The organism is Paenibacillus sp. E222, assembly GCF_013401555.1.
In the GTDB taxonomy this organism is placed as follows: domain Bacteria; phylum Bacillota; class Bacilli; order Paenibacillales; family Paenibacillaceae; genus Paenibacillus.
In genome coordinates this window covers 3,065,865-3,079,281 of the sequence record NZ_CP058552.1, presented here as the reverse complement: position 1 = coordinate 3,079,281, position 13,417 = coordinate 3,065,865, and the positions used below count along the sequence as shown (strand labels likewise).

The 13,417-nt window shown below is 46.8% G+C and carries 14 protein-coding genes; 3 read left to right on the top strand and 11 right to left on the bottom strand.

Going from position 1 to position 13,417, the window contains the following annotated elements:
• Positions 1-163: 163 nt before the first annotated feature.
• Positions 164-1,042 carry a PhzF family phenazine biosynthesis protein gene (locus tag HW560_RS13755; RefSeq protein ID WP_179263504.1) on the top strand — a complete coding sequence of 293 codons (879 nt, stop codon included), beginning with the start codon at positions 164-166 and terminating at the stop codon, positions 1,040-1,042.
• Here HW560_RS13755 and HW560_RS13750 read toward each other — a convergent pair.
• From HW560_RS13750 to HW560_RS13730, 5 genes are all read right to left on the bottom strand, one after another.
• On the bottom strand, positions 1,037-1,993 hold the full coding sequence (locus HW560_RS13750; protein WP_179263502.1) for an alpha/beta hydrolase: 957 nt from the start codon (positions 1,991-1,993) through the stop codon (positions 1,037-1,039). The two genes, HW560_RS13755 and HW560_RS13750, sit on opposite strands and share 6 nt — an antisense overlap.
• A 147-nt stretch (positions 1,994-2,140) precedes the next feature.
• On the bottom strand, positions 2,141-2,857 hold the full coding sequence (locus HW560_RS13745) for an expansin ExlX (protein WP_090903773.1): 717 nt from the start codon (positions 2,855-2,857) through the stop codon (positions 2,141-2,143).
• Between the two features lie 364 nt (positions 2,858-3,221).
• Positions 3,222-4,427 carry a cation:proton antiporter gene (locus HW560_RS13740; protein WP_090903774.1) on the bottom strand — a complete coding sequence of 402 codons (1,206 nt, stop codon included), beginning with the start codon at positions 4,425-4,427 and terminating at the stop codon, positions 3,222-3,224.
• Between the two features lie 3 nt (positions 4,428-4,430).
• On the bottom strand, positions 4,431-4,937 hold the full coding sequence (locus HW560_RS13735; protein WP_090903775.1) for a cation:proton antiporter regulatory subunit: 507 nt from the start codon (positions 4,935-4,937) through the stop codon (positions 4,431-4,433).
• Entirely contained in the window at positions 4,927-5,400 is a 474-nt protein-coding gene (locus HW560_RS13730; protein WP_090903776.1) for a GreA/GreB family elongation factor, read from the bottom strand. The genes HW560_RS13735 and HW560_RS13730 overlap by 11 nt, the downstream gene beginning before the upstream one ends.
• A gap of 389 nt (positions 5,401-5,789) precedes the next feature.
• Between HW560_RS13730 and gdhA the strand changes: the two genes are divergently transcribed.
• Positions 5,790-7,166: an NADP-specific glutamate dehydrogenase gene (gene gdhA, locus HW560_RS13725; protein ID WP_024628646.1), complete on the top strand. Its 1,377-nt coding sequence runs from the start codon at positions 5,790-5,792 to the stop codon at positions 7,164-7,166.
• Between the two features lie 182 nt (positions 7,167-7,348).
• Here gdhA and HW560_RS13720 read toward each other — a convergent pair whose 3' ends face one another.
• On the bottom strand, positions 7,349-7,888 hold the full coding sequence (locus HW560_RS13720; RefSeq protein WP_179263500.1) for an NADPH-dependent FMN reductase: 540 nt from the start codon (positions 7,886-7,888) through the stop codon (positions 7,349-7,351).
• A gap of 305 nt (positions 7,889-8,193) precedes the next feature.
• On the opposite strand from HW560_RS13720, the gene HW560_RS13715 reads away from it, so the two are divergent.
• Complete coding sequence (locus tag HW560_RS13715) at positions 8,194-9,048, top strand: pentapeptide repeat-containing protein (RefSeq protein ID WP_179263498.1); 855 nt, start codon at positions 8,194-8,196, stop codon at positions 9,046-9,048.
• A gap of 181 nt (positions 9,049-9,229) precedes the next feature.
• Here the strand turns inward: HW560_RS13715 and HW560_RS13710 are convergent, their stop codons facing one another.
• The 5 genes from HW560_RS13710 to HW560_RS13690 all read right to left on the bottom strand — a co-directional run bounded on the left by HW560_RS13710 (position 9,230) and on the right by HW560_RS13690 (position 13,399).
• Positions 9,230-10,207 (bottom strand): diaminopimelate dehydrogenase, encoded by a 978-nt coding sequence (locus tag HW560_RS13710; protein WP_373564984.1) that lies wholly within the window; start codon positions 10,205-10,207, stop codon positions 9,230-9,232.
• Positions 10,208-10,351: 144 nt separating this feature from the next.
• Positions 10,352-10,498 carry a hypothetical protein gene (locus HW560_RS13705; RefSeq protein ID WP_179263494.1) on the bottom strand — a complete coding sequence of 49 codons (147 nt, stop codon included), beginning with the start codon at positions 10,496-10,498 and terminating at the stop codon, positions 10,352-10,354.
• Between the two features lie 50 nt (positions 10,499-10,548).
• A complete protein-coding gene (locus HW560_RS13700) occupies positions 10,549-11,532 on the bottom strand; it encodes an alpha/beta hydrolase (RefSeq protein ID WP_179263492.1) in 984 nt (327 codons plus the stop codon).
• Positions 11,533-11,803: 271 nt separating this feature from the next.
• Complete coding sequence (locus HW560_RS13695; RefSeq protein ID WP_179263490.1) at positions 11,804-12,559, bottom strand: exodeoxyribonuclease III; 756 nt, start codon at positions 12,557-12,559, stop codon at positions 11,804-11,806.
• Between the two features lie 105 nt (positions 12,560-12,664).
• Positions 12,665-13,399, bottom strand: a complete 735-nt coding sequence (locus HW560_RS13690) for an alpha/beta hydrolase (RefSeq protein ID WP_179263488.1) — start codon at positions 13,397-13,399, stop codon at positions 12,665-12,667.
• Positions 13,400-13,417 lie beyond the last annotated feature (18 nt).

The following is a 13,417-nucleotide window of genomic DNA, read 5'->3' as shown; positions in this document are numbered from 1 at the left end:
CATAGAATTATCGTTATGCTCTCCTTCTTCATTACCCTTCCCGGACGTTCAGTTGACCTATATTCATGAATTCGCAGCATGTTTGGGTTCACAATCCAGATCAGGAACCGTGATATAATGGAGAACGGTTGAACCTAAATAACTGAACAAGCGAGGTAGCGATGTGGAAATTGAAGTAAGTACATTACATGCATTTTCGGACAAGCCTCTCGGTGGAAACCCCGCAGGCGTTGTTTTACAAGCAGAACATTTATCAGACTCTCAGATGCAGAAGATTGCCAGACAAGTCGGATTTTCAGAGACCGCGTTTGTTATGCCATCGGATCAGGCTGATTTCAAAGTTCGTTACTTCACCCCTAGTGATGAAGTTGATCTATGTGGACATGCAACGATTGCCTTATTTTATTTAATGAAAGCACAGCATATCGTTGATGTAGGTGTATACACGTTGGAGACGTTAGCCGGAATACTTGAAGTCGTTGTCCAGAACAATGGTGAAGTCTATCTGTCTCAGACACTTCCGGAGTTCGGAGAGCTCATTGACCGACAAGACATTGCAGATTCTCTGAGTATTTCTACACATGATTTACATGCCGAACTACCTGTACAGATCGTATCTACCGGATTGCGCGATATCTTGATTGCGGTTAACCATGTTGATGTTCTGTCAAAAATCATTCCTGATCTTCAGCTTATCGCTAAAATGAGCAAAGCTAACCATGTCGTAGGTTATCACGTATTTGCACTTGAACCAGATGAAGAGAGCACTCTGGCAGAATGCCGGAATTTTGCTCCCCTCTACGATATCCCGGAAGAGAGCGCAACAGGTACATCTAACGGTGCTTTACTCTGTTATTTACATAAATACAATCAACTTTCAGATCCCCACGATACAACCTATACGATTAGACAAGGATACACCATGGACCGCCCCTCGGAGATTCGAGCGAGATTAACACTGGGCATTTCCAATGAAATTACAAAGATTCAAGTGGGTGGGGTCGCGGTTCATATAGAGAACATTCGAATTCAACTTTCATGAATGCTGTGCTTGAATCTGATGTAAAAATCGTAACACGGCTTGCTCCAATTGATTCAGCCCTGGCTGTTCTATAGGGAAGTGGCCCGCTCCTTCCAATACTACGCATTCCTTTTCCACCTTCAATCGATCAAAAAAAGATTGGCTGAACCGTAATGGTGTCATCGGGTCCAGTTCGGGGTGAACCAGCAGTACAGGACATTGGTCAAACTGTTCCGGGTCTACCTCCGGATTCTTATTCAGGAATGTTCTTAACAGTTCCAACGGTACACGTGTCGCTGCCGCCTGTGGATCATTCATAATAAGTCGGGTCAAATCCGAATTATTGGTAATCAGCTGCATACGTGATACTTGCTTCACAGAGATCCGCATATGATCCAGTAAAGCAGGAAACTGATCCATCATACGTTTGCCCCATCGGCTCACCAGACGGTTTGGTGCAAGCTGGTCACGCATATCAGCATCACTCGTGTCCACAAAAGTGGTTACGATCAAGCCTTGTACGTGCTCACTGCGTGCACTCGTGTGATAAGCCAGCATGCCTCCGATGCTGCTTCCCAACGCCACGATCGGCTTGCCGTCTTTCCTAAATTCCCGATCAGCGAGTGAAACAAGCAGCTTGATCCATAGTTCATAATTGAGGCGTGTCCCAGGCAACGGATAGCTCAGTCCATACGGTGGAAGATCTGGCGATATGACCTCATAGCCTCGGAGCTGCAACATTCGAGCATAAGGAGCGAGCAACCTGCCATTGCCTCCGGCTCCATGAATGAACAGAATTTTGATCGGCGAATCGGGCGCGGGCAGACGATCGATGTGCAGATGAACCCCGTTCAATTCCCACCACTCCTCTTCAGGATTCGCATGGTCCCCTAGCCTGAATTGTTCCGGGAAGAAGGCTTGATACTGTTTCCAATAATGATGTGATGAATGATATGAAGGCAGATTATCCATGCTGTACATTCTCCTCTTGTCGTAAAACCCATTTAATTCAGTTGCGTGAGCATCATCTTATATAACCAAAAAAAGCCGTGCATTGCACGACTTTTCATTAAGCATACTTTTGAGCATGATTCTTTCCAAGAAATCTTCCTACCTCTGTCAATCCGGAAACTGTACATTACCCGGTACAATATAGGCTCCACCCGATCCACTTTCAGGCAAAGCCGGAAGGGTATCACTCACTACCTGCCCGCGAATATCGGTGATGCGAATGTTCAATTTTTCTTTACCCAGTCCAGTTCCCAGGAAATGATTATAGTCCTGTTTCTCCAGATTGAGCCATGTGCCGTCCTTTTGCTTCACTTCGAGCTTCAGCACCGGATATTTATGATTCCGAACCTGGATCGCTGCCCACCACTGACTGCTGCCTTCTTTGATCCGATAGGAAACGTTACCTTTGACCGGAGCTTTTACGACTTTCCAACTGATATCGATTTTGCCTGCCTTCGGGTCCCCGATCAGGTTAAAGGCATTTGGTGAAAGATCCAGCGCACCACTGGCTCCCTCAGGATACAGATCCGTTACATATACGGTCGTTTTGCCTTTGGGACCTTGCACCTCCAGATACGCTCCCGCCAGCGCAGCCTTGATGCCATTATAATTAAGCTGATATGGATTAAGTGCCGTAATTTTCATGTCCGCAGGAATAGGGTCTAATAGTAGAGCTCCTCCCGAGTATCCTGAACCTGTGTAAGTAGCGTAACCTTTGTATGTATCATTCCATGCAGCAGATGCCGGCAATGCAAACAGCACTAAGCCTAACAATAACGTGGTACCTACCCATTTTAACCGTTGAAATCTGCTTTTTTGATTCATGTCAAAATCCTCCTGTCGTCAGATACATGCTAGATTGCTAGGTTGTTAGATTCGAATATAACATTATTTTACATAAATTATTATTATTTTCAATCTAATCAGCTAAATTGCTTCCAAAGTCCCGCCCTAGTCTCACCCCTTCCCCGAGCATGAAAACAACATGTTTACCTCACTTGAATTAGGTGTTTAGACCCGCTAAGGTACTCATCTATTCCATAAAAAGAAAAGCGCCACACCGGGGAGAAATTCACTTCTCCATGCGGTGTGACGCTTATGGACCCGAGCCCAGAAACTCAATACAGAGTCACATTTGTTTTTTGGCTATCCTATCCTCTTCACAAAGGCAGGAACAGTTCGCATAGATTCACTCTGTCTGCCTTCGTTTCATTCTTTTCCTCAAGCGGGCATATTGACTGTAGATCCAGGGTGATTCTTTTGTCAGAATCGGGCCGAGCACCGCCAGAATTAACACATATAACACGGCAAAAGACTGTATGGAAGCCATCAGGCCTCCTGCCTTGCCGATGTTCGCCATAATGATGGAGAACTCTCCACGGGATACGAGCGTGAACCCCACATTGAGAGAAGCCTTGGGAGTCATCCCCGCCAGTCTTCCAGCGATCATTCCTGCTCCGTAGTTGCTGGCAATCGTCAGAACCACCGCAATGAGCGTCATGCCAACGGCTCCGCCGAGAGAGGAAGGTTCAATGGTCAGGCCAAAGCTGAAAAAGAAGATGGCTCCAAAGAAATCTTTGAACGGCATGATCTGATGCTCAATTCGGCTGGCATGTCTCGATTCTCCCAGAACCAGCCCCATCATCAGAGCTCCAATCGCCTCGGCTACATGCAATGTTTCCGAGAAACCCGCCACCAGAAAGAGCAGCGTCATAACCGTAAGCAGAAATAACTCCGATGACTTGATGTTGAGTGCCTTATCGATATACTTGATGCATTTCCTGCCTATGATCAGAAATAGCACAATAAATAGCAGTGCGGACAGGGATACAAGCAGGACGCTGAGGAATGAGGTAGCCCCACTAAGCACAAGTCCCGTCAGGATGGAGATATGAATGGCGATGAACAGATCATCAAACATGATCATGCCCATAATAATCTCCGTCTCCGGGTTCGCCGTTCGCTTCAGATCCACGAGTACTTTAGCCACAATAGCTGTGGAAGAACTCGTCATGATACCACAGACAACCAACGTTTCCTTAAGTGGCAGCTCCATGAACCATCCCAGCAGCAGACCGGAAGCAAAATTTAGGCCAACGTAGAACATACCTCCGGTCAGAATGGCTTTACCTGACTTCAATAGACGGGATACCGAAAATTCAAGTCCCAGATAAAAGAGTAAAAACAGAATGCCCAGCCTGCCCATAAATTCAATAAAGGATGAGCTTTCGATAAAACGTAAATCCACAATGCCAATCTGTGGTGCATGCGGTCCAACAGCCATACCAATCAGAATATAGAAAGGAATGACCGAGAATCGTAATCGTGCAGATATTAGCCCCGTAAGTGTAATCAGCGCAACGGCAATTCCCACTTCGAATATGAGCATATCCATAGGCTAGAGCCGTCCATTGGATAACAACTGTTTTAACAGTTTGATCTGATCCCGTTCACCAGCGACAACAACCGTAGACCCCGCGGTAAAGATAAAATCCGGACCCGGATTAAACTGCTTCGTCCTGTTCTTCTCCACCACAGCCAGAATAACTGCTCCTGTTGCCTGGCGAATATTCAGTTCTCCGATCGTTCTCCCTATACTCTCAGAATTCGGCTCAATGCGGAGCCACTCAATTAACAGCCCCTCCAACATAACTTCACGTTCATCCTGAAAGGTTGGTTTGTACGTCATGCCGCCGACAATAGCCGCTACCGCACGGGCCTCATCATCATCTAATGTGATCAGTGACACCATGTCTCCAATTTCTTCTGGCGAATCACCTGATTCCATGTGAAACAGGTCACGCCGCTCATCATTATGGATGACGATGACCAAATGCTCACCGCTGCGTGTATGCAGCCAATATTTGCGTCCAATTCCCGGCAAATCCGTCTCTTTAAAGTGCATGATCTGCACCCCCAGTGGACATCCGATTCAAAGAGTCATTGTTTAACGCAATATCCATAATGCGTACTCGCATCGAGCCAGCCGGTATATTAATCGACCTCACTTCTCCCTTGAGCCCAAGCAATAACTGCCGTCCCACAGGGGAGAGAAAGGAAATATGCCCCGCATCCGGGTCCGCGTCATCCGGCATCACAATGGTGAACGAATCAGCTGTATGAAAGTCAACGTACTCAAAACGGATCAAGCTACCGATAAGTACCACCGAGTCCAGAGCTTCATCCGAACCGAGGAGCAGCTTCTCCACACACGTTGTATAGGTGGCAAGCAGCCGTTCCATCTGCGAACGTTCCGGATCACGCACGTCAAAATAGGCGTCGAGAAATGTTCTTTTCTCTTCACCGAATATAATGAGCTGGTTCACCAGCATTTCTCTGCAATTTTGAAAGGAGGACCTATGGTTCATAATAAATCTCACCTCCTATACAAGCCTTGTTCTCCATGTTGATTCGCATGTTTTTCTTCATCATGTTGCTCTCCTCCTTCATATAGATAAAAAAACCACGGATACCGCGGTCTTACTACCATCTTACCAAAACTAATTTTTTAATCCAGTATATTCGGTTAACTTCACGTTATATAACGCTTAAAGGAATGTTCAGCCTGTCTTCAATATCTAACCTTCACATCGTATGACAGATCCATAGAAGATTTTAATAAGCCTTAAAAAACATTTTATGGCTTTTTATCTCGTATTTTTATTGGGTTTCATGTATATTTAACTACAAACTTTTATGCAATTTATACAAATAGCCATCCCAAGACTTTAACACAATAAAGGAGTGCATTGAAAAAGTGTCGACTATAACTAAGGATTCAACTCAAGTATCTGCAGCAGAGTATGTTCATTCCGTTTACGAATCGGTTATCGCCAGAAATCCACAGGAAAGTGAATTCCATCAGGCTGTCAAAGAGATCCTGGACTCGCTAATTCCGGTCATTGCAGCTCATCCGAAATATCGGGAGAATGGCTTGCTTGAACAGCTTGTTGAACCAGAACGTGTCATTACGTTCCGTGTGCCTTGGGTAGATGATCAAGGCAAGGTGCAAGTAAACCGTGGATTCCGTGTTCAGTTCAACAGCGCAATTGGACCTTACAAAGGCGGACTTCGTTTCCACCCTTCCGTTTACTCGGGAATCGTTAAATTCCTTGGGTTCGAACAAATTTTCAAAAATGCACTGACTGGCCTGCCAATCGGCGGTGGTAAAGGTGGTTCCGACTTCGATCCAAAAGGAAAATCAGATCTGGAAGTCATGCGTTTCACGCAAAGCTTCATGACTGAGCTGTACAAATATATCGGTTCCGATGCGGACGTACCTGCCGGCGACATTGGTGTAGGTGCACGGGAAATCGGTTATATGTTCGGACAGTACAAACGTATCAGCGGTGGACACGAAGCTGGCGTACTCACAGGTAAAGGCTTGCTGTACGGGGGAAGTCTTGCCCGTAAGGAAGCTACAGGATTCGGATGCGTGTACTTTGTGAAGGAGATGCTGGCATCCAAAGGACTGAGCTTCAAGGACAGCACAGTGGTCGTCTCCGGTTCGGGTAATGTATCCATTTATGCCATTCAGAAGGCTCAGGAGCTTGGAGCTAATGTTGTGGCGTGTAGTGACTCTGGGGGTTACATCTATGACGCTCAAGGAATCAATCTGGATACCGTAAAAAGATTAAAAGAGGTTGATCGTCTGCGGATCAGCGAATATGTCAAAGAACATCCGCATGCCGTCTACACCGAAGGCTGTGAAGGCATCTGGTCTATCCCTTGTGATATCGCGCTGCCTTGTGCAACGCAAAACGAAATCGACGAACAGGCTGCTGCATTGCTCGTGCAAGGCGGAGTTAAAGCGATCGGTGAAGGGGCGAATATGCCTTCTACTCTGGCTGCGATTGACGTTTTTCATAAAGAAGGCGTTCTGTTTGGACCAGCCAAAGCGGCTAATGCTGGTGGAGTCGCCGTGTCCGCACTTGAAATGTCGCAGAACAGCATGCGGTTGTCCTGGTCATTTGAAGAAGTGGACGCTAAGCTGCATGACATTATGTCGAACATCTACACCAGCTGTGTTCAGGCAGCGGATGAGTACGGCTGTGCAGGTAACCTGCTTGCCGGAGCGAACATCGCAGGCTTCCTGAAGGTGGCAGACGCCATGCTCGCACAAGGTATCGTCTAACTTAGGTAAACCCATTCACCACAGGAATTTTCCAGCCAGTGTAATGGCATTTTTCCTAAGATAATAAAGGGCAGTTCTCCCCAGGGAGAGCTGCCCTTTTGCTACTTTTACACATGCAGAACCTCGGCATACGGACTAACCCAAAAAGCCGCCAAAATGGCGGCTCCTAACGACGATATGGCTTAAGAACGAATGGTTTTCAGGGCTCCGCTCCAGGGCAGCACTTGGTCAAGCATACCGTTTAGGTTCGTCAAATGCAGATCAGCCGGTTTGAAGGTTCCGTTATCAAAATCGGTAAATAGCGAAAGTGCGGGATGAACACGAACATCAGCAACCGACAACTCACCTAGAATGCCCCGCAGATGTTCTGCAGCACGTGCACCACCTACTGAACCGTAACTGACAATCCCGGCAGCTTTGTCATTCCATGCCTCACGGGCATAATCCAAAGCATTTTTCAGTGATGCGGAGATGCTGTGGTTATACTCCTGTACAATGAATACGAACCCGTCCAGACTTGCCAGCTTCGCATTCCAGGCAGTAGCCTGCTCCGTTGCATCCGCTTCTCCCAAGAGAGGCAGCTTGTAATCAGCAATATCCACGATCTCATAGTTGGCATCTCCACGTGCATCCGCAATCTGTTTTACCCATTCTCCAACCTGTGGACTCAAACGCCCCTCACGTGTGCTCCCAAGAATAATTCCAATGTTAAGTTTCGACATCGATTGTTCCTCCTCTTGTGTGTTGTTGTTTGTTTTTCCGAATAATTTATCCATAAAGCCCATATTGACACCATCCTGTATCCGTTTGGTTTAATTTCTTCTGTTGATATTGATAATAAGTAATTAAATTCATTTAGTCAAGTAACTTACGTAAAGTTTGTATTTATTTTTTTAACTTTATCTTTATCATACAAATATTGTTATGAATTTATTCTACATAGCAGCATATTGATCGAAATTCAGCCTGATGGTAAAGTTGTAATGACCTTAAAATAGCAAGTCTTTTAATTAAAGGAAGTGTACAAATGACTAATCAAGCATTCAGTAGCAATCAGGCTACTCTGCATTTAAGTGCAGACTGCGAGCAATGTTTTGGTCTATGCTGTGTTGCCTTGCCGTATGGCAAATCCTCAGACTTTGCTTTTGGTAAATCCAGCGGTACCCCCTGTCCCAATCTCCGTACCGATAACCGCTGTGGTATCCATACACAGCTGCGACAGAAGGGGTTCAAGGGCTGCACAGTCTACGATTGTTTCGGGGCTGGTCAGAAACTATCACAAATTACATATGCGGGCAGGGATTGGCGTAATCATCCCGAATCTGCTGCCGAGATGTTCGATTGCTTGCCTGTCATGAAGCAGCTTCATGAGATGATGAGCTATATCAATGAAATGCTTCAGCTGCCGGAAACATCATCCATCCATGCCGCGTTGAAGGACGTATATCGGGAAACGGAACGACTAACCGATCTGGAGCCATCTGCCATATTACGTCTCGATATTCCCGCACATCGGGCGGTGGTGAACGAACTGCTTGTACAGGCCAGCGAGATGGTGCGGGCAAAGGTTCCAGCTTCGGGTAAGGGACCATCCCAATCGAAGACCAAAAAGCGTACGGGAAGAGACTTTCTGGGTGCCAATCTTAAAGGCGCTGACCTTCGGGGTGCAAGCTTTAGAGGTGCCTTAATGATAGCGGCTGATTTACGAAATGCAGATATGAGAAACACCGATCTGATCGGGACCGACTTGCGGGATGCGAATCTGGGCGGAGCGGATCTGAGAGGCAGCATCTTTCTGACACAATCCCAGCTCAACTCTGCAACAGGCAATGCAGATACCAAGTTGCCTTATCATTTAAACGTTCCCTCACACTGGCTGTAGGGAAGACTAACCCAAGATGAAGTATGAATCAGGAATGAATATGAATAAACCATGAATAGGTACTAATTCGTTTGTACAGCAAATAGCTCGTCCCTCTTTTTAGAAGGACGAGCTATTTGTGTTGTATTACATTTTAGATATACATAATCAGGACTTACAACTGCGGTAATGAATTAACGGACTACAGCAAGTCGCGGCGAAGGTCCTCAGCCGATTTAGGAGACAGGTGACCGAGTGGAATATCAAATACCGTCTTAGCCCCTTTGTGTCCTTCCAGACTCAAACGTTGTGCGGCTCTTGCATAAGCCACCAGTACACTTGCTGTAAATTCAGGATTGCTGTCGAGCTTCAGACCAAATTCAATAATTTGTTTCTGGCCTGCGCCTGTAACTCCACTGCGAATGACAAACCCACCGTGTGGCATACCTTCATGCTCAGCCTTTAATTGCTCTTCAGTAATGAACGTCACCGTTGTATCGTAATCCGAGAAATAGTTCGGCATGGATACAATCGTTTCACGAATTTCGTCCTGATTTGCACCAGCTTCTGCAACTACATAACATTGACGCAGATGCTTCTCACGTGTGGTCAATTCTGGGGTCTCCCCAGCACGAATGCTGTTGATTACTTCTTCAACAGGTACAGTGTATTGCACACCAGCCTTAACGCCAGGAACACGACGGATCGCATCGGAGTGACCTTGGCTTACTCCTTTACCCCAGAACGTGTACTCTTTACCTTCTGGCAGGATCGATTGGGCAAGCAGTCGGTTCATGGAGAACAAGCCCGGGTCCCAACCTGTGGAAATGACGCTCACGTGGCCACCTTGCTCTGCCGCAGCGTTAACTTCTTTATAGAATTCAGGGATTTTGGCATGTGTATCGAAGCTATCCACCGTATTGAACCATTTTGCAATTGCAGGTGTCTGCTCCGGAAGATCGGTTGCCGAACCTCCACACAGAATCATCACATCAATTTTGCCTATGTATTGCTCAGCAGCAGAGATGTGCTCGAAACGAACCTCCATACCTTCTGCAACCATCTGCTCCGGGTTACGACGTGTAAATACAGCAACGAGCTCCATATCCGGGTTTTGAGTAATCGCTTTCTCTACACCTTTGCCCAGATTTCCGTAACCGACGATACCAACTTTGACCATGTTCAATCCTCTCCTGTCTTCATCTAATGTTGCATACTCTGTTCAGTATAATTATATAACATACCATGTAAACTGTCAGGTTTCCAGTGTGAAATAGAAATACCTTGCATGCAGAGCAGCAAGGCCTGATATATTCCTTTTATTCTAATCACGTCCAACCGAATGGATAAAAGGTATGGCATCCACGGAAGAGGTAGCAAACAAGACGGAGACGGACAACACCGTTAGAGACAACAGACAGCTTGCCAGGAGTAAGGAAAGGAATCTTGATGCAATTCTGATCTTTTTCATCCATTCTACCTCCTCATCCTGTTTGCTATATTTTGGCTGGATCATGTTCTTCATAGTTCACCGGACCGCTTCACCAACTCCAAAATTTCACTAGCGACAATATCCGGCTGACTATTATGAATATCGTGTTTGGCGTGTGCCACAGTGACCTGTGTTCCTTGACTGGACCATGAAGCAAAATCGGCTTGATCTGCCTGCCATGCCCGGCTGCCTTCGCTTGATTTCTCTGAACCGGCCGTCAGAATGGTTAACGGGAAAGAGAATTCCTTTTTATGCTCCAGGATACGGGCTGCGTTCGTCTTGGAATTGCGCATCTCTCCAATCACGTTGTCATTGTAAGCATGCTTGAGCGTGGAAATGGTGGCTGCCTTTCTCATTGACTCCGTAACGAGATCCGGGTTAACGACCAAGGATTCCGTTATCCGATCCGAATGCAGCAATGTACGCGCAATGCCTGTTTTCACCAGAAAACGTGCTGAATCGAAATACCAATCCGATGGCTCCATGGCCACAGTGCTGTAATATTCGGGACTTCCTCCATCAATCATGACCATACCTGCTACCTCATCGGGATACATTTGCGCGAATCGCACGGTCTCCAGCGATCCAAGAGAATGACCTACCATGATATATGGCGGACGTTGGCCGGATACTCGCAGCAGTTGATGAATTTCCTCCGTAATGGTATCGATATCACGTGGCCGATCCGTATAATCGCTATACCCGTAACCGAACCGGTCATACACCGCAATGTTCACCTGGGATTTCAACTTGTTATATAGCGGGCTGAAATCAACATACGGATTAGGCGTACCCCAGCCTGAAGCGAGAACAACCGTCGCATTTCCTCTTCCCGTTGTATAGAGATGCATGTTACGTCCGCTCACCTCATACATTTTGCCCGGTGCAGTGTAAGATTTCATGTCCTGTGTCGACTGATACGCCTCGTACGCGGTTCCTGCCAGCAGCAGAAGTCCTGTTGCCAGCATCAGGCCACCCAGCCCCTTCAATCCTCGCCGCAACCCCTTCTTCATCGTTCTCTACCCCTTACCCAGCTCTTCTTCTATATGTATTCTTCAATCTTACCCAAGTACGGGTGGAAACGGAACGATCCCGGGTCCAGTTCTTTCCCCAACCTAAGTCTAGTTCCACCCCCTACCCGCAGGATGAAAAATACCATTGAGACCTGTACCAAAGGGAAGATAATCATATAGACAACGTAAAATAACCGCAAATTCCCGATAACGGAAACCTGCGGTTTTGATGATATTCATTTTGTAAAAAGCCAAATAAACCCTCTGCAATCTACAATTGCAACGTGAGACCGACCGGGCAATGATCACTGCCCATGACATGGCAATCAATATGCGCATCTGACACCTTCGGAGCCAGTTGATTGGACACAAGAAAATAATCGATCCGCCATCCAACATTACGCTCTCTTACCTTGGGCATGTACGACCACCAGCTGAACACATCCGTGCGATCCGGGTACAGATGGCGGAAGCTATCCACATATCCGGCAGCCAGCAGATCGGTCATCTTGCCTCGCTCTTCCAGCGTGAATCCCGAGTTGCCCAGATTCGGCTTCGGATTCTTCAGGTCGATCTCCTGATGGGCTACATTCAGGTCACCACATACGATAACCGGCTTGGTCTGCTCCAATTGCAGCACGTACCCTCTGAACCGATCCTCCCATTCCAAACGGTAAGGAAGTCTGGTCAGATCCCGCTTCGCATTGGGGGTATATACGTTGATTAGATAAAAATGATCAAACTCCAGCGTAATCATTCGGCCTTCCGGTTCACTATCTTCCTCTATCCCGTACCAGACAGATAGCGGCTTGATCCGGGTAAATATGGCTGTGCCGGAGTATCCTTTTTTGACAGCATAATTCCAGTATTGATATACGTCTTCACCCAGATCCATTTCGATCTGTCCTGCCTGCAGCTTGGTCTCCTGCACACAGAAAATATCGGCTTGACTCTCGTTATAATAATCCATGAATCCTTTGGTAACACATGCCCGCAATCCATTTACATTCCAGGACACCAGCTTCATATCCTCATCTCCTCACATCTCCCCAATATAGCATGGGCGAATTCGGAAGGACAAGCTGAGGTGTGACGATATCCAAACAGAATGAGCGCTTACTAAGCCCTATGCTCACTGAAACAACCAGGTTAATGCTTCAGGCAGATGCTTGGCAAAAAATAAAAGATCATGCGTCCCGCCCTCTTCCTCCACGTAATTCAGCCGCTCGGCAGGATAGCCCTGGGCCAAAATCATGCGACACGCAGAACGTGTATTTTCCAGCATTTGTGCTTGGGCATTAGCCTTGTACACACCTTCCAGACTCCCAACGTACATATACAACTTCAACCCGCGGCGTTCAGCCCAGCAATAGTCACTCATATAATCGAGGAAACCTTCATACCACATTGAGGCTGATAACGCCCCAACCTTTCCAAAGATATGAGGGAATTCCATCGCCGCAAACAGAGAGATCAGCCCACCGAGCGAACAGCCAAGTATACCTGTATTCTCTGAATCTGTAAGAGTACGGTAAGACGAGTCCACATACGGTTTTAGCTGCTCAGTGATCGCCTTCAGATATATGATTCCCTGACCGCCAAAGGCCGAAAAGGATGCATGCAGCGCTGGTACAGGCCATGGCGTGTAGTCATCGTTGCGATGGTGAGGTTCAATACCGACCAAAATCAATTCAGGCAGTTTTCCGGAGCGAAAAGAATGATCCAGCAGATTGCTGCAGGCTTTGGCTACCGCACCTCCATCCTGAATATAAACGACCGGATAATGACGATCTCCTTCTGTGTAAGATGGCGGAAGCAGCAGATGGAGCGTCCAGCCATTAATCGACTCCTGTACCCATTTACTCATGTATGGAACCCTTCCCTC